Here is a 17,715-nt window from a genome sequence, read left to right as displayed (position 1 = left end):
CCCAACTACTCGTCACGCCGTTCTAAGCCGCTTGTGCCATCACACGCTGCAGGCGCATATACAGCAACGCGCTCGCCGTCGCTTCGCCTAACACACCGTGCATCCCCATCGACGGCACCTGCCAACACGCCAGCGCCTGGGCAAAGGTACTCGGCGCCTCCACCTCAGGGTGCAAGCGCCGCAATTGGCGCTGGTGCAGTTTTGCTACGTCTACCTGGGCATTTGGCAGCGCAAAATCCAAACGTTTACTCAGCTCTATATTTAACGCCCCAATCCGCTGGTCCAACTGCCAGCCGACAATAGGGCGATTGCCGATAAACTCCACCAACGCACTTAAGTTATCACTGCTTGGAGAAGTGACTTCCCCCGCCTGACACAGCAGGTGATGACGGCGCAGCGACGCAGTGTTTACTTGCCCCGGCGTACCCAGGGTCATGACAAAAGCCCGGCTGGTTCGCACCTGCTGCTGGCTAAGCACCACTGCTGCCAGACTGATCACCGGTGACGTCGCGGTAGGCGTGGCCGTGCAGGCAAGCGCCACCAGCTCTTCGCCCATATAAGGCTGAAAGAGCCAGGCATAGGGGGAGTCGGCACAGCGTCGGCGGTCGCTTTCGCGGCGCAGTAGGGTACGCAAGGAACCGCTGAAGAGTGCCACGTGTCGATCTAACAGCCGCATTCCGCTCACGAATACTCCAGATGATAACGATGGGAAAGCCGTTGCTTAAAGTCTTTGACGATATGCAAAGCTTCACGTAATAAGTCCCGCTCTAACGAAGAGAGGTTTTGCACCACGACTCGATTGGAGCGATTTGCCTCCTCCAGCGTACTGGTTGCCTCCAAGGCGGCAAGCTGTTGCTTGAGACGCAGTTCGGAAAACAGCGCCAACGCTTCGCCCAGGTCGTCGGCAAAGCGTCGATCCAAACGCCCATCGACGGCCAACGCGTCTAAACGATCCAGTGTCGAAGTGGCTTTAATTCGCCGTTCAAGCGCCATGGTGCGCACACCATGAACAATGGGAAAGATGCCACCCTTTTTGATATCGATACCGTGCTGTGGCTTTTTCAACGAGCCAAACAGCGTCAAGGGCGTCGAGAAGCGTAGCGCCGTGCGAGCAAAGTAAGAGAGCAACAGCTCATCACGTGAGCAGCGTTCAAACAGCTCCTCGCGGACGCTTTCAAGTAAGCTGGGATTGCCGGCAACGGCATGGGCATCGAGCATAATCGCCAGCTTCATCAGGCTATCGCCATCGCGCTCGCTGGCCCATTTGGCAATATTGCTCTTCCACTGTGACACCGTGCCCACCCACTCAGGGTTTGAAACCATGATATTGCCGGGGCAAGGCGGGTAGCCAAGCTGAATCAGCGTATCCGTCAGCGTTTGCATGTGGCTCGCTAACGCAGGCCACTGGGCATTATCGGCGAGAATGAGGCCATTATCTTGATCGGTTTTGAGAATTTGCTCACCGCGACCCTCGCTGCCCATCACCATCATGCAGCTCTGCTCGCGGTACTTCTCCTCAATAGTGAACTCCCAGGCTTTGCTCATGATACGGCCGTTCAGCGCGGCGAGCAGACCCATCGCAAAGCGTAATTTGACGCCCTGGGCCATCAACGCTTTGACCAGTTCAGGGGTACGCTGGCTGGCCGCCGACAGCGCTTCTAAGCTACTCGCCTGTTCGACTTGTAAACTCACCACGTAGCTACGGCTGGAGAAATAGCTCAGCACATCGGTGAGTTCCACGACGCCTTTAAGAGCGGTTTGCTCCAGCACCACGACGCGGGTCACTTTATGCCGGGTCATCAGCACCAGCACTTCAAACAAATACTGTTCCGGCGACACCGTGACTAGCTCGAAATGGGCGATCTCCTCAAGCGGTGATGACACATCGCTATCGCCTAATACCAACCCATTGAGCAAATCGGTTTTGGTCACCATACCGAGTTTGCCTTGCGTCTCGACGAGCAGGCTGTCGGCATGACTGTCGTTGAGCCGTTTCACCGCGCTGGCAATATCGGCTGAGGCCGCCATTAGCAGCGGCTCGCGCATACATTCGCTCACCTTAGCCAGCATAAAACCCGCCATGGTAACGCCGCCTTCTGCGCGCTTTTCTGTTAGCAACCGTGCTTTATGCGTCAGCGACTGGCGAAAGAAGTTACTGAAGTCAGGGTAGTGGCGGCACAACTGTTGAAACAGCGCTTTGGGCAATAAGTAGCAAAGGCTCTCCTGCTCCGCCTTAAAACGATAGCGACTTTTACCATTGAGAATACTGATCGCCCCGAACAGATCCCCTGCCGTGTAATGGCCAATACGCGACGTGGACGCAGGCAACGTGGGGTCGATTTCAGCCACTTCGCCTTTATGTATCAGAAAAACGAACTCACCCGCTTGCCCGGTTTCCAGGATTATTTCGTCACGATCAAAGTAGGCTAAATCAATGCCACGGCGAATATGGTCACGCCCTTCATCGTCAAGAAGCGTAAACGGCAGTTGGGATAGATCCACATCAACCATTGTGCATGACCTCCTTCAACTAAAGGCGAACTAAAAAAGACAAAAAAATAACTAAGCGAGCACTCCGCCCGACATCGATCCTTATCAAAGGAGTCAACCCAACGCTTCAAACGTGTTATCCATTATTATGAGAAGGTGGCTGTACGGGTATAAAGGATTCGCTTCCAAACTAGCAAGTATAAAGTTGTTATACCTTTAGCTATCACGCTAAGGTCGAAGCGACTTTTGATACACTACCAAAGTATCAGCATTTGCTAATTGCGATTAAAACTAAACTGCACACTCTGTATTTAAAGTAGTCAATAACCACTTTTATTTGCTTACTAGACTATCGTCCTATAGCCCATCAAACGCCTAAAAATTTCGCTCAAAAAGCCTCTAAATTCCTATATTTTCAAACACCTGTGTACGCGTAAAAGCGTCTTAACTGTATATTGATACCAAAGTCTGGGATTTATTTTTTAGTGAATATTGCCCAGTATTAACAATGAGTCATGCAGGGTAATCGCACGTCACTAACTAACTCGACATTTCAAATCGAATAATAAGGTGACGTGCTGACGAAAGCTGGCTCACCACTCTTACGATTGAGTGGCTTTCGACGTGCGATTGCCCTGATGGGTCACACGCTATTCCTCGTGAACTTTCCCAACCTTAAAAATCACAAGTGGAGAGCAACACAATGGCAGACGATAAAACCAATGCTGCTGAATACTGGAAAGCTAACGTTCGCTTGATTTTCGGATGCCTAGCGGTTTGGGCATTTGTTTCTTACGGATGCGCTATCCTATTTCGCCCACTGCTTGCCGGCATTCCGGTAGGCGGCACTGATCTTGGCTTCTGGTTTGCACAACAGGGCTCCATTTTAACGTTTATCGTGCTGATCTTCTTTTACGCCTGGAAGATGAATAAGCTCGATCAAAAATTTGGACTTGGGGAGTAAGCCGGTATGAGCCAGTTTGCAATCAACCTACTGTTCGTAGGCTCCTCCTTTGCCCTTTATATCGGCATTGCGATATGGGCCCGAGCAGGATCGACGAAAGACTTCTACGTAGCGGGTGGCGGCGTTCATCCCATCACCAACGGCATGGCGACCGCAGCGGACTGGATGTCAGCAGCGTCGTTTATCTCCATGGCAGGTCTGTTGGCCTCGGGTGGCTACGCTAACTCCACCTTCCTGATGGGTTGGACCGGTGGCTACGTTATCCTGGCGATGCTACTAGCCCCTTACCTGCGTAAGTTTGGTAAGTTCACCGTGCCCGACTTCATTGGTGACCGCTTCTACAGCAACACCGCTCGCTTAGTGGCGATCGTGTGCTTGATTGTAGCGTCAGTCACCTATGTAATCGGTCAGATGACCGGTGCGGGCGTAGCCTTCTCACGCTTTCTGGAAGTCAGCAACACCTGGGGTATCTGGTTAGCCGCGCTGATCGTTTTCCTCTACGCCGTATTTGGCGGTATGAAAGGCATTACCTACACGCAGGTAGCGCAGTACATCGTTCTGATCATCGCTTACACCATTCCTGCGGTGTTTATTGCCTTCCAACTGACCGGCAACCCCATTCCGATGTTCGGTATGTTCAGCACGCACACCGAGTCGGGTGTACCGCTGCTTGAAAAACTGGATGACGTTGTGAGTGCTTTGGGCTTCCGCGACTACACCGCCGACGTGGACAACAAACTCAACATGGTGCTGTTCACCTTATCGCTGATGGTCGGTACGGCTGGTCTGCCTCACGTTATCATTCGCTTTTTCACCGTACCGAAAGTAGCCGACGCACGTTGGTCTGCCGGTTGGGCGCTGGTGTTCATTGCACTGCTTTACCTTACCGCACCGGCGGTGGGCTCTATGGCGCGCTTGAACCTGATGACCACGGTCTACCCAGAAATGGCGGGCCAAACTGAAAACTACGAAGAAGCAGCACAAAACCCGATCCTGTACGAAGAGCGTCCTGACTGGTTCCGCACCTGGGAAGAGACGGGCCTGATCAACTTCACCGATGCTAACGATGATGGTCGTATTCAGTTCTACAACGATGCAACTGACTACGCAGACCGTGGCTGGGAAGGCAACGAGCTCACCGTTAATAACGACATTCTGGTACTCGCCAACCCGGAAATTGCCAACTTGCCCGGCTGGGTCATTGGCTTGATCGCAGCAGGTGGTATCGCCGCAGCACTCTCGACAGCGGCAGGCTTGCTACTGGCGATCTCGTCGGCGATCAGTCACGATTTGATCAAGACCATGATCAACCCGAAAATCTCCGAAAAAGGCGAAATGCTCGCGGCTCGAATCTCCATGGGCGGTGCCATTCTATTGGCCACCTACCTGGGGCTCAATCCGCCAGGGTTCGCGGCGCAAACGGTGGCACTCGCCTTTGGTATCGCCGGTGCGTCACTTTTCCCCGCGCTGATGATGGGTATCTTCTCCAAGCGGATGAACAACTCAGGGGCAATCGCCGGTATGCTGACGGGTTTGATTTGCACCCTGCTGTACATCTTTACGTACCTGGGCTGGTTCTTCATTCCCGGCACCAACACGCTGGCCAATACGCCTGACAACTGGATCTTGGGCATCTCGCCGCTATCCTTCGGTGCCGTCGGCGCGATGATCAACTTCGCCGTTGCCTTCGGGGTTTCTAGAGTGACCGCTGCACCGCCGCAGGAAATTCAGGATTTGGTGGAAAGCGTTCGCTATCCCAAAGGTGCTGGTATGGCCATTGATCACTAAGTCATAATCCCTCCTAACGTATTATCGCTATCATGTGATTGCGTTTTGGAAACGACCTTACCATCGGGCTTCCTTACGGAGGCCCGATGGCTTTATAGATAGCCGTTAAAGATGGCTTTTAGAAAGGATATTTTATGATATGGCATTTGATCGCCGCTGTTTTTGCTGGCCTTGCGGCCGCAGGGATTGGCTTGATACTGCGCAAGCTGAGCGGCAAACGGCTACCCAAGTGGATCGTTCCGGTGTGTGGCGGGCTGGGCATGTTAGGCTATCAAATACAGGTGGAATACAGCTGGTTTGAACACAAGCAGGCGCAGCTTCCCGAGAGTGCCACGGTGATCTCAACCGATACCAGCACCGCCATCTGGCGCCCATGGACCTTTGCGATCCCCATGACCACCAAATTTAGCGTGGTGGACAGCGATAACATTCGTATCACCGAGCAGGGCGACGCCCGCTTGGCAGAATTTATTCTTTATCAGTTTGAGCGTCACCACACCGATATTCTGATCACCCAGCCCTACTTACTCAACTGTGAGAACCGAGAATTGGTGCCGCTGGATGAAGCGTCTCGCGAGCCGATGCTTGAAGAGATACGCACGCTGCGTGAAACCTCGCCCCTGCTCAACAACGTGTGCGCATAGACAATTAACGTTCGTAGTACAAACGGTCGTACACGACCCGCAGTTTCGCCTAGAATAAAGCCTTTTTATCAGCGCAAGTTTAGCGGATCGCACACTTTGGCGGGGGAATAGGCATGTTTCACGGCGGGCTACTGGTAGCGGTATCGCTGCTATATATAGCCGTTTTATTCGGCATAGCTTGGTACGGTGACCGCCGCGCGCGTACCCATGGCGCCACTCGGCGGCGCCCGATTATCTATAGTCTGGCGCTAGCGATCTATTGTACATCATGGACGTTTTATGGCGCCGTGGGCCAGGCAGCCACTGCGGGCTGGTCGTTCGCGAGTATCTTCGTCGGCCCGATATTGACGTTTTTACTGTTCTGGCCGGTGTTGGCCAAGATGATTCGCGTTGCCAAACACCAAAACGTTACCTCCATTGCCGATTTTATCGCCTCCCGTTACGGCAAAACCCAGTCGCTGGCCGCTTTTGCCAGTTTAGTCGCTCTAGTCGGCACCCTGCCCTACATCGCGCTACAGCTGAAAGCGGTCTCCACCACCTTTAGTGTGCTCACCGACGCCTCGGATGTGACCCACACGCCGCTGTTTGGCGATACGGCGTTTTACGTTGCCATTGTGATGGCCATCTTCGCAATTCTTTTTGGTACTCGGCATACCGATGCCACCGAACACCACGAAGGCTTGATCCATGCCGTCGCCTTTGAATCGCTGGTCAAGCTCTTGGCCTTTGTGGTGCTGGGCGCCTTTGTCACCTGGGGCATGTTCGATGGCCTGGGTGAGCTGATGGGGCATGCCGAAAGCCAGCTTGAGCTTCAGCGCCAGTTGGCCAACCAGGACTTTGGCCAGAGCTTCTGGGCGCAAACCCTGCTCGCCATGCTGGCGATTCTGTGTCTCCCCCGCCAGTTCCATGTGGCGGTGGTCGAGAATATTCACCCCGACGACGCCACCAAAGCCCGCTGGCTTTTCCCGCTCTACCTATTGGCGATTGCCTTTTTCGTGGTGCCGCTTGCCGCTGCCGGGCTGCTGATGTTTTCCGAAAGCGGTGTCGAGCCGGACACCTATGTATTGGCACTATCCATGGCCTCGGGGCAACAGTGGCTGACGCTGCTTACCTTTATCGGCGGTTTCTCCGCAGCGACCGGCATGGTGATCGTTGCCGCGGTGGCCGTGTCGATCATGATCTCCAATGAAATTGTTATCCCTGCCCTGTTCCGGCTGCGCTGGTTTGACACCAAGGCCCGGGATTATGGCCGCCTGGTGTTACGCGCACGGCGTTTAACCATTGTCGCCGTCCTCGCCATGGCCTACGGCTTCTACCAGCTCATCGCCGAGTTCACCTCGCTGGCCTCCATCGGCATGCTTTCATTTGCTGCCGCCGCCCAGTTCGCGCCTGCCCTGATTGGGGGTCTCTACTGGAAGCGCGGCAATCGGCTTGGGGTAATCGTGGGCATGAACGCAGGCTTCGCTATCTGGGCCTATAGCCTACTGCTGCCAGCAATGATCAATGCCGGGGTAATGCCGACCGAGTGGCTTAGCGGCGGCCCAATGGGGCTTAACTGGTTGTCACCCACGGCGCTGTTCGGTCTCAACCTGGGCGACAGCTTTACCCACGGCGTGATGCTGTCACTCGGGGTTAACCTGTTCTGCTACATTTTTATTTCCCAGGTCACGTCTCAACGGGTCGTTGAGCGCATTCAGGCCTCGCTGTTTGTGGACAGCGTGGAAACACGCCAGACCTCGGTCAACCGCCCCTGGACGGGCGCGACCACCGTGGGCGATCTGAAAGTGCTCTGTGAGCGATTTCTGGGCGCTGGCCAAGTCGATCGCGCCTTTGAAGATTACGCCCGCCGGGCCGGCAAACCGCTGGACGACGGCACCCGTGCGTCGATCGATATTATCCAGTTCACCGAACGCTTTCTGGCCTCGGTGTTAGGTGCCTCCTCAGCGCGTATCGTGGTTAACTCGGCACTGCAGGGGCGCGGCATTGGCATTTCCGATGTCATTTCGATTGTCGATGAAGCCTCCCAGGTACTGGAGTTCAACCGGGCACTGCTACAGGCCACCATCGAGAATATCAATCAAGGCATCAGCGTGGTCGATCAGAACCTGCGGCTGGTAGTATGGAACCAGCGCTACCTGGAGCTGTTCCGCTTCCCTGACCACCTGATTCGCGTCGGCGCCCCCATTGACCGCATCTTCCGCTACAACGCCCACAACGGCGAATACGGCCCCGGCGACCCTGAAGAGCACGTACAGCTTCTGCTCGACAACATTCGCGAAGGTCAGCCCCATCGCTACGTGCGCTATCGTCAGGATGGCAGCGTGCTGGAAGTGCAGGGCAACCCGATGCCCGGCGGCGGCTTTGTGTATACCTATCAGGATATTACCCAGCAGAAGCGCATCGAGGAGGCGCTGATCCGCTCGGAGAACAATATCCGGATCTATACCGATAACGTGCCCGCCCTCATTGCCTACTTCGATAAAGAGTGCCGCTACCTATTTACCAACCGCGCCTACGAGCAGGCGTTCAATATTGATCGTAACGCCGTGATTGGCCGCCGCTTTGAAGACGTGCTACAGATAAAACAAGCCGAGGAACGCGCCCCGTGGGTGGCTCGGGCGTTGAACGGTGAGCGGGTCAGCTTTGAAGTGTCGCTGCCGGTGAACGACGCCATGCGCTATATGCTGGTGACTTACACGCCCCACTTTGGGGACAGTCAAGCGATTCTGGGCTTCTTTGCCCTTTACCAGGATATTACCGAGCGCCGCCAGGCTGAAATTGCCCTTAAAGAGACCAATGAAACCCTGGAAGAGCGGGTACGGGAACGCACTCAGGCGCTTTCCGAGGCCAACGCAGCACTGCGACAGGAGAACCGTGTGCGCGCCGAGGCGGAGCTTGCTCTACGCCAGGCCAAGCAGTTGGCGGAAGATGCCAACGCTTCTAAAACGCGCTTTCTGGCCGCTGCTAGCCATGACCTGTTACAACCGCTCAACGCGGCCCGGCTGTTTACCTCCGCCTTGATGCAGAATGTGACCACTACCGATACCCAGCGTATCGTTGGCCATATCGATAACTCACTCCAGGCTGCGGAGGAGCTGCTTAGTACCCTGCTGGATATTTCCAAATTGGACGCAGGCGCCTTAACCCCGCGACGCAGTCACTTTGCCCTTGCGGATATCGTTCGCCCGCTACGCGCCGAATTTGAGGTGATGGCGGATGATCGCGGGCTGGACTTAGAGGTCGTGCCGACCCAGCTATGGGTCGATTCAGATCCGCAAATGCTGCGCCGTATCGTGCAAAATTTCTTATCCAATGCGATTCGTTACACGCAAGAGGGCCGCGTGCTGCTGGGCTGCCGCCGCCATAGCGGCTGGCTCTCTATTGAAGTGTGGGACAGCGGCCCCGGCATTCCTGAATCGAAACTTACCGAGATTTTTCAAGAGTTCCGCCGCTTGGATCAAGTCTCTCGTCATAAAGAGAGCGAGAAAGGCTTGGGGCTTGGGCTATCGATTGCTGATCGCATGAGCCGCGTGCTGGACCACCCCATCAAAGTACGCTCTACGGTGGGTAAAGGTGCCGTTTTCTCCGTCAGCGTGCCAATCGTTACCACCCGTGAAGCGAGCAATAGCGAGCTTGAGCCTCAAGCGCGGCGCGGTAGCCATAAGCTGAGCGGCACGCGAATTGTGTGTATCGATAACGAGACACTGATTCTGGAAGGCATGACCGCCATGCTGAGCGGTTGGGGTTGCGAGGTGTTTACCGCCACCAGCATCGGTGGGGCCAAATCAATCCTACGCAATATGGACGGCGACCCGGACGCTATTCTGGCGGACTATCACCTGGATAACGAAGTCACCGGGTTAATGGCGCTGGAAGCACTCAGCGAGCGCTTTGAAGGCGCGGTACCAGGAATTGTAATCACCGCTGATCGTACTGAAGCGGTGGCTGAAGAGATAAAGCGAGCGGGCTATCAACTGCTATTGAAGCCCGTCAAGCCAGCAGCCCTGCGGGCGCTATTGACCCGCACTTTGCAGGCTAATCGCGCGGCGCGCTAAGCGCCACCGCTGGCTTAAAAAAAGGAGTAGCGAAAATTAATTTTTGTTAAGCGCTTTTAGCGAGCGACGTTAGGAGACCACCTTCGGCGGCTCGACTTCCAGTTTTTGAGCCGCGATCACGGCCTGGGTACGCGAGTGCACGCCCAACTTACGTAAAATCGCCGTCACGTGGGCTTTGATCGTCGCTTCAGAGACACTCAGTTCATAAGCGATCTGTTTATTCAGCAGGCCTTCGGTCAGCATATTCAGCACGCGAAATTGCTGAGGCGTTAGCGAAGCAATCGCTTCAGCAAAGCGCGACTCTTCTTCGCTGGTCTCTTCCAGTACGTTGGCCAACGCCTCGGGCAACCACACTTCTCCCTGCAGGATTTCTCCCACAGCCTCAGCAATTAGTTGTAGAGAGGACGACTTGGGGATAAAACCCGAAGCGCCGTAGTCAATAGCACGACGGACCACATAGGGCTCATCACTACCTGATACCACCGCGACGGGGATGTCAGGCATTTGGCCACGCAGTTGGATCAAACCAGAGAAGCCATGGGCTCCCGGCATGTGTAAGTCCAGGAGAATCAAATCGGCATCTGGGTGGCGATTCACCACATCGGTGGTGGCTTCCATGGTATCCGCTTCGACAATTTCCGCCTGGGGGGCCAACTGGCGTAACGCTTGGGTCAGCGCTGCACGAAACAGCGGGTGGTCGTCAGCGACGATAAACTTATGAGCTACTGCCATGGATATTCCTCCGGTTCCTCGAGCAGCGGGGTTGTCTGCCGCCGCGACGCTAGGCTCTTACGGTTGTGAAGCATGGTACCCCATGGGCTTCATCATGCCCAAGCATCACATGCACAATTTGTAATAGAAAGGTCGTACCAACCAAAACAACAGTGCCGACCTACCCGGCCGGCACTGTACATCGTAGGCTAAGCAGCCTGCAGCGGTGTTGCCGTTATTGATTGGCGCGATGCTCAATCAGCTCATCGACCACCGACGGGTCGGCTAGCGTACTGGTATCACCTAAGCCATCGCACTCATTGGCGGCAATCTTGCGCAAGATACGACGCATGATTTTACCCGAGCGGGTTTTCGGTAGGCCTGGAGCCCATTGAATGACATCTGGCGAGGCAATCGGGCCAATATCTTTGCGCACCCACTGGGTCAGCTCTTTCTTAAGCTCGTCAGACTCTTCAATGCCGTCGTTCAGGGTGACATAAATATAGATGCCCTGCCCTTTAATATTATGCGGGAAGCCAACGACGGCGGCCTCGGCAACGGCGCTGTGCGCCACCAGCGATGACTCGATCTCGGCAGTACCCATGCGGTGGCCGGAAACGTTCAGTACGTCATCTACGCGTCCGGTAATCCAATAGTAACCCTCCTCATCGCGACGACAGCCGTCACCGGTAAAGTACATACCGTCGTAGGTGGAGAAGTAGGTCTGGATATAGCGCTCGTGGTCGCCCCAGATAGAGCGCGCCTGACCTGGCCACGAATCCAGAATGACCAGGTTGCCGTCGGTGGCGCCCTCCAGAATATTACCTTCATTATCCACCAGCGCTGGCTTCACACCAAAGAAAGGCACGGTCGCAGAGCCCGGTTTAAGCGGTGTCGCGCCAGGCAGCGGCGCAATCATGATACCGCCGGTTTCGGTTTGCCACCAGGTATCGACGATGGGGCACTTTTCGTTACCGATCACGCGGTAGAACCACTCCCAGGCTTCCGGGTTAATCGGTTCGCCCACAGAACCCAATAGACGCAGGCTGTCGCGCTTGCTGGACTCCATCACGTTGTCGCCATGGGCCATGAGTGCGCGCACCGCGGTGGGCGCAGTATAGAGAATGTTAACGTTGTGCTTATCAACGATATCGCCCATGCGGCCATGGGTGGGGTAGCTGGGCACACCCTCGAACATCAGGGTCGTAGCACCGTTAGCCAAAGGCCCATAAACGATATAGCTATGCCCGGTGACCCAGCCCACATCAGCGGTACACCAGTAAATTTCACCTTCTTGATAGTCAAACACGTACTGGTGGGTCATGGCCGCGTAGGTGAGGTAACCGCCGGTGGTGTGCTTCAAGCCTTTAGGCGCACCGGTAGAACCCGAGGTGTAGAGAATAAATAGCGGGTCTTCGGCACCCATGGCTTCCGGCTCACACTCGCTGGACTGCTTATCGACGAGTTCGTCAAACCAGACATCGCGGCCATCTTTCCACTCGATGTCACCGCCGGTGCGCTTCACGACCAGAACGTTCTTGCATACGTCGGTACCTTCTCGGGTTAGCGCGGCGTCTACGTTCTCCTTCAAGGGCACATGTTTGCCACCGCGCACCGACTCATCCGCGGTAATCACCAGTTTGGAGTCAGCGCCAACCACCCGCTGGGCAACGGCGTCCGGTGAGAAGCCACCAAACACGACCGAGTGCACGGCACCGATGCGCGCGCAGGCGAGCATCGCCATGGCGGCTTCGGGAATCATCGGCATATACAGCGTGACGGTATCGCCTTTACCGATACCCAACTCTTTCAGCGCGTTGGCTAGCTGATTCGTACGTGCATACAGTTCGCGATAGCTGATGTGCTTGGATTCATCGGGGTTATCGCCTTCCCAAATGATCGCCGTTTGATCGCCACGCTTGTCTAAATGACGATCCAAACAGTTGGCGCTGACGTTGAGCAAGCCGTCCTCAAACCAGCGAATATCGACATTGTCACGTGCGAAAGAGGTACTTTTAATTTTGCTGGGCACTTTAATCCAGTCCAGGCGTTTGGCCTGTTCGGCCCAGAAGCCTTCCGGATCGTCCATCGACTGCTGATACATGGCCTCATACTTGGTTTTATCGGCCCAGGCATTGGCGGCGAAATCATCGCGCACCGGATAGACGTTCTGTTGATCGCTCATAAAATTGCCTCTTTACGTGAAAATGCACTCTCTAAGAATTGTAGTCGATAGGATGTTTTATAGGGCTTGTTGGCCATTATCGAGCGTATCGACTGCTATTAATGTCCCCCTAGCATAAACCTACTCGCGCAGGCTTCCCTTTAGACATTGGTATTAACAATTTTTATTTAAAAAACAGCTATTTATAAACGATTCATAGGTTAGTTTCTGGGCGGTAGACCAAGGTCTTAGCGCAGTGGCGGCAGCGATAGCGACGCCCGTTTACCACTAAAGCATGACGCCGGGAAGTGAATCGATGAAATTGGCAATCACACTGATAACGGTGAGGGGCTGGCTGGGCCTGCTGGATATCGAACTGATGAGTCACATTGGGCGCTAAACCGAACAAATCCCGCATCACCGTTTTCCATTCGCGTCCATGAGGTTTCAAGCGTGGCCCATTATCTAAATGAAACACCAGCCAGTGAGCCATTTCATGAGGGATGATCTCTTCAAAAAAGGCCGTGCGGTTTTCACGCAACAACACCGGGTTAAAGCGCAAGCCACCGCGCCCCAAATGCGCCTGCCCGGCCGAAGCACCGCGCAGGTTAAACATTACGTTTGGCGCTGGTAACGTCGGGCATACTTCACAGCAGCGCTGCCACGCTTGTTCAACGCGCACGCGCGCGGCGCTGTGTAACTCGGTTTCCGTCATGACCGCCAGCTCAGCAGCTGGCCAGGGGGGCAGTGGTTTAATACGCATTAGTGATAAACTAGCCGTTATAGATTCCTAGTGACTGATGACTACCGATTCGCATTAACGAGGCTTTACCCATGGCAGAGCGCAGCGACACGTCCGACACGAACACGCCCCCGCAGCCACTGCTCGAGGATGAGCAACTGGACAGATTGGATGACTTCCTCGACTCTGAGCAAGTCGATGAAGACGCCCTGGACCTGATCTCCGCTCACGGTTTTTTGGTGGCGCTTGCCGTCGCCCCTAGCGAAGTGCCACCCACCCAGTGGCTGGCTGAGCTTTTCCAAGGCGAGCCGCGCTATGCCGACGATGCCGAGCGCGATGAGATTATCACCCTGCTGACTCTTCTGCGTGACAATGCAGTGGCAGTACTAGAACAAGGTGGCTTACCCGAACTCCCCTTTGAACTCACGCTGGGCGGCGAGCCTGCCGAAGAAACGCCGATTGGCGACTGGTGTGCAGGCTTCATGGAAGGCGTCTTCAGCGATGAAAGCGCTTGGTTTCAGGACGATGAAGAAGCGGCAGCCACGCTACTGTTGCCGTTTATGCTCCTCTCCGGTTTATTCGATGATGAACCCGACATGGCCGAGCTGGCAAAGGATCAAGCGCGCCAGGAGTCATTGGTGGTGCAGTTGCCTGAGCTCGTTTTAGACCTTTACCTGCATTACCGCGTACCGCCAGAAACCGCTAAACCTAAACCGCGCAAGAAGACGCCTGCCAAGGGCAAAAAGCGCTAGCGCTATCCCCGGCGCTTATTTAAGCCGCATGATGACCCCATCCAATAACCCATAGATCCACTCACGGGCGCGCTGCCCCCAGGGGCGCGCCGCCCAAGCCTTGGCATCTACTTCTTGGCTGGCGGCAAAATTACGTTCAAAAAGCTCGCGTACACTCTCCGCCAACTGGGGGTCTAACGCCTCTTGATTGGCCTCTAAGTTCCAGTGCAAATTCCAGTGATCAAAGTTACACGAACCAATGCTTACCCAATCATCGACGAGTACGAACTTGGCGTGGATAAAGGTGGGCTGAAACTCAAAGATGCGCACCCCCGCTTTCAACAGTGATTGGTAGAAGCGTTGACCGGCAAAGCGCACCCCAGGGTGATCATGCTTTGCCCCAGGCAGCAGCAGACGCACATCAATGCCGCGCCGAGCGGCCCGCACCAGACGCCGCCGCAACGCAAACGTCGGTACGAAATAGGGCGTGCATAGCCATAACCGTGTTTCCGCCCGATTAACGCGGTCGTGCAATGAATAGCGTATCGCTTGATAGCGATAGCCACGCGCAGACATCGCCCGCCCCGGCAGGCCATTGGCATGCAGCCGTGGTTCACGCCGTGCGGGCAATGTGCCTGCACTGTCGTCACCTTTCTCGGCACGGGTGAGCCGCGAACTCCACAGCCGCCGAAATAGCTGCTCCCAATCAGCGACCACGGGACCATCGATACGCAGGGCAATTTCATACCAGGCGTTCAAAAACTCATCCACCGCGCCAAAACCACCGGTAAACGCCAGCTCACCATCAATCACGACTATTTTGCGGTGATCACGGCTTAAATTAAGCGCCAAAGAGTGGAAGCCTAGCGGGTTAAAAAAGCGTAGTTTTACACCGCCTTGCCTCAACCGCTGACGTTCCTCACTGGCGAGCCCCATCGAGCCATACCCATCAAGCAGCAGACAGACATCGACCCCGCGCTGAGCAGCATTAATCAGGGTATCGCTTACCTGTTCGGCTAGCTCGCCTGACTCCATCAGGTAGAGCTCAACCAAAATATAGTGCTGGGCGGCGTGTACGGCTTCAAACATGGCTGGCAGAAAGCGCGAGGCCTCTGGCAGCAGAGTAAATTGATTACCTTCTCGCCACACATTTTGCATGGGTGCTCCTTGCATTAGCGCCGATAAGTGAACCGATTAGCGCACTAATGAGCGATGGACATACATATCATAGCGGCTGGTTTTACCCTCCAGCGTATGCTGTGGGGCAGGGCCAGCAATAGGCGGGGCCTTGATGGGCCGCTTGACGACCACACGATGGGTAGCAACATCCAGCGCTGCTTCCAGCAGGCGCGGCGCATCGTCATCATCCCCGGCTAATGCGCGAAACAGGCGCATCTCTTTTTTCACCAGCGCGGATTTTTCGCGGTGTGGGAACATCGGGTCCAGGTGGATCACCTGCGGCGCAAAGTTAACGCTGGCGACTAGCTCCGCTAGAGATTGGGCGGCATCGCCATGGCGCAGCGTCATGCGAGCGGCAATGTCCGCCGTGTCGCTATGCTTTGAAGCACGCTTCAGACCATCGTCCAACAGCGCTGCAATCGCCGCCACCCGCTCAATTAGCAGCACCTGGGCGCCCAGGCTTGCCAACACAAACGCATCGCGCCCTAGCCCTGCGGTGGCATCCACAATGCTCGGTGACACACCTTTGGTCAGCCCACAAGCCTTGGCAACAAGCTGGCCTCGCCCACCGCCAAAGCGCCGCCGATGGGCCGACTTGCCCCCTATAAAATCAACGCTGAGTGATTTGCCGTAGCGCTTTTCATCACCGACCAGCGTCAACCCCTCATCACCACGTTCCAAACGCAACCCGTCAGGTAACGCTATGTCTTCAAGGTCGATCTCAACCGAACTCTGGACTGAGATCATGCGGGCTTTTTCCAGGCAACATCGTTGCGCAGATAAACCGGCTGAACCAAGTGTGCGGCCTGCCCCAGCCCAGCAGCAAAATCACGCGCCGCCAACCACACCATCTCTTCTGCACGGGGCTCTAAATCAACCAAATGTTGGGGCATACTTAGCTGCACATCGACTTTAAAGTGCTCCCACAGCGAAAAGCCACTGCCCACGCCTACCCAATCGGTTTCGCCGCTGGGCAGTCGCAGAGCCTCAGGGGCCAGCACGGCCTCGGTGCTCATCGGCGTTATAGTGTCTTTCAGGCAGTGCCAGGTCGCGGCGTAGATTTCACCCATGCGGGCATCCAGGGCAGTTACCACATGGCGTAGGTGATAGCGGCGATGGGCCTGAAGCGCCAACGCTTCGAGCGTTGATACGCCTAGGAGGGGGCGGTCGAGGCCAAACGCTAACCCTTGGGCGGCTCCCGCCGCGATACGCAGTCCGGTAAACGAACCCGGGCCACGACCAAACGCGACAGCATCTAGCTGGGAAGGCGTTACCTGCGCTTCAGCAAGCACTTCATCCACCATCGGCAGTAACCGACGGGTATGGGCACGGGGCGTCATCTCAAAACGCGCCAAGCACGTAACCCCCGCCTCGTCTTCGCGCAGCAGGGCTGCCGAACAGGCGCTAGAAGAGGCGTCAAGGGCAAGCAAGTGTAACGGCATAACAAATGGCCACTCGAGAGAAAGATGGCGGCATTATACCTTTGTCACGCCATCACGACGATGGCCCGCCTAAGCGGGCCATTCTAAAGGTGTAAAACCGATGCTATTAATCCATAGCGTGGGTTTATTAACTGAGCGCTTCTTTCACCTGACGGGTGATGTCGGTCACGCTGCCCACGCCTTCAATGCGGTGATATTGAGGAGCGCTTTGCGGGTCCTGCGCAGCCCACTGCTGGTAATAATCGACCAGCGGTGCAGTTTGATCGTGATAGACCGACAGACGATTACGCACCGTGGACTCCAGGTCATCCTCGCGCTGAATAAGGGTTTCACCCGTGACGTCATCTTTACCCGGCTCTTTAGGCGGGTTGTGATCAACGTGGTAGACCCGGCCCGACGCTTGGTGAACACGACGCCCCGCCAAGCGGCTGACGATCTCTTCATCGGGGACCGCAATTTCCACCACATGATCCAATTTGACACCGCCCTCTTTCATGGCGTCAGCCTGGGGAATCGTGCGTGGGAAGCCGTCGAACAGAAAGCCGTTTTCACAGTCTGGCTGGCTGATACGCTCTTTAACCAGATCAATGATGATGTCGTCTGACACCAGACCACCGCTGTTCATGATTTCTTTTACTTTGAGGCCTAGCTCGGTGCCATCTTTAATGGCCGTACGCAGCATGTCCCCGGTGGAAATCTGAGGGATCTTAAACTGCTCGCAAATAAACTGAGCTTGAGTCCCCTTCCCCGCGCCGGGGGCACCCAACAGGATTAAACGCATGGCTCCGCTCCTTGAAATTCTTAG

14 protein-coding genes are annotated in these 17,715 nt (G+C 55.5%); 5 read left to right on the top strand and 9 right to left on the bottom strand.

From position 1 onward, the window contains the following. Nucleotides 1-22: 22 nt before the first annotated feature. Together ACUN8H_RS06145 and ACUN8H_RS06140 are read right to left on the bottom strand one after the other, a co-directional pair. Nucleotides 23-676, bottom strand: a complete 654-nt coding sequence (locus tag ACUN8H_RS06145; protein ID WP_445531720.1) for a DNA polymerase III subunit epsilon — start codon at nucleotides 674-676, stop codon at nucleotides 23-25. A 5-nt stretch (nucleotides 677-681) separates the two neighbouring features. Continuing rightward, a complete protein-coding gene (locus ACUN8H_RS06140; protein ID WP_445531269.1) occupies nucleotides 682-2,511 on the bottom strand; it encodes a DUF294 nucleotidyltransferase-like domain-containing protein in 1,830 nt (609 codons plus the stop codon). Nucleotides 2,512-3,193: 682 nt separating this feature from the next. Between ACUN8H_RS06140 and ACUN8H_RS06135 the strand changes: the two genes are divergently transcribed. From ACUN8H_RS06135 to ACUN8H_RS06120, 4 genes are all read left to right on the top strand, one after another. After that, nucleotides 3,194-3,454, top strand: coding sequence for a DUF4212 domain-containing protein (locus tag ACUN8H_RS06135; protein ID WP_007113808.1), 261 nt, complete (start codon nucleotides 3,194-3,196; stop codon nucleotides 3,452-3,454). A gap of 6 nt (nucleotides 3,455-3,460) precedes the next feature. Next, on the top strand, nucleotides 3,461-5,242 hold the full coding sequence (locus ACUN8H_RS06130) for a sodium:solute symporter family protein (RefSeq protein WP_445531268.1): 1,782 nt from the start codon (nucleotides 3,461-3,463) through the stop codon (nucleotides 5,240-5,242). A 134-nt stretch (nucleotides 5,243-5,376) separates the two neighbouring features. Then, nucleotides 5,377-5,886: a hypothetical protein gene (locus tag ACUN8H_RS06125; protein ID WP_445531267.1), complete on the top strand. Its 510-nt coding sequence runs from the start codon at nucleotides 5,377-5,379 to the stop codon at nucleotides 5,884-5,886. 113 nt (nucleotides 5,887-5,999) lie between these two features. Further along, nucleotides 6,000-9,941 (top strand): hybrid sensor histidine kinase/response regulator, encoded by a 3,942-nt coding sequence (locus tag ACUN8H_RS06120; RefSeq protein ID WP_445531266.1) that lies wholly within the window; start codon nucleotides 6,000-6,002, stop codon nucleotides 9,939-9,941. A gap of 69 nt (nucleotides 9,942-10,010) precedes the next feature. On the opposite strand, the gene ACUN8H_RS06115 is transcribed toward ACUN8H_RS06120, so the two are convergent. From ACUN8H_RS06115 to ACUN8H_RS06105, 3 genes are all read right to left on the bottom strand, one after another. After that, a complete protein-coding gene (locus ACUN8H_RS06115; protein ID WP_007113812.1) occupies nucleotides 10,011-10,673 on the bottom strand; it encodes a response regulator in 663 nt (220 codons plus the stop codon). Nucleotides 10,674-10,887: 214 nt separating this feature from the next. Then, entirely contained in the window at nucleotides 10,888-12,837 is a 1,950-nt protein-coding gene (gene acs / locus ACUN8H_RS06110; protein WP_445531265.1) for an acetate--CoA ligase, read from the bottom strand. A gap of 193 nt (nucleotides 12,838-13,030) precedes the next feature. Continuing rightward, the gene (locus ACUN8H_RS06105) at nucleotides 13,031-13,579 is read right to left on the bottom strand and encodes a SprT family zinc-dependent metalloprotease (RefSeq protein ID WP_445531264.1); all 549 of its coding nucleotides are present in this window, start codon (nucleotides 13,577-13,579) and stop codon (nucleotides 13,031-13,033) included. 71 nt (nucleotides 13,580-13,650) lie between these two features. Between ACUN8H_RS06105 and ACUN8H_RS06100 the strand changes: the two genes are divergently transcribed. Next, nucleotides 13,651-14,310, top strand: coding sequence for a YecA/YgfB family protein (locus ACUN8H_RS06100; protein ID WP_445531263.1), 660 nt, complete (start codon nucleotides 13,651-13,653; stop codon nucleotides 14,308-14,310). 15 nt (nucleotides 14,311-14,325) lie between these two features. Here ACUN8H_RS06100 and ACUN8H_RS06095 read toward each other — a convergent pair whose 3' ends face one another. From ACUN8H_RS06095 to adk, 4 genes are all read right to left on the bottom strand, one after another. Next, nucleotides 14,326-15,447 (bottom strand): phospholipase D-like domain-containing protein, encoded by a 1,122-nt coding sequence (locus ACUN8H_RS06095; protein ID WP_445531262.1) that lies wholly within the window; start codon nucleotides 15,445-15,447, stop codon nucleotides 14,326-14,328. 36 nt (nucleotides 15,448-15,483) lie between these two features. Next, complete coding sequence (locus tag ACUN8H_RS06090) at nucleotides 15,484-16,215, bottom strand: class I SAM-dependent methyltransferase (protein WP_445531261.1); 732 nt, start codon at nucleotides 16,213-16,215, stop codon at nucleotides 15,484-15,486. Continuing rightward, nucleotides 16,212-16,910, bottom strand: a complete 699-nt coding sequence (tsaB, locus tag ACUN8H_RS06085; RefSeq protein WP_445531260.1) for a tRNA (adenosine(37)-N6)-threonylcarbamoyltransferase complex dimerization subunit type 1 TsaB — start codon at nucleotides 16,908-16,910, stop codon at nucleotides 16,212-16,214. Before tsaB ends, ACUN8H_RS06090 begins: the two co-directional genes overlap by 4 nt. Before the next feature lie 127 nt (nucleotides 16,911-17,037). Continuing rightward, nucleotides 17,038-17,691 (bottom strand): adenylate kinase, encoded by a 654-nt coding sequence (adk, locus tag ACUN8H_RS06080; RefSeq protein WP_445531259.1) that lies wholly within the window; start codon nucleotides 17,689-17,691, stop codon nucleotides 17,038-17,040. Nucleotides 17,692-17,715: the final 24 nt, after the last annotated feature.

Source organism: Vreelandella sp. V005 (genome assembly GCF_052645115.1).
This window is presented reverse-complemented; position numbering and strand designations above follow the sequence as displayed.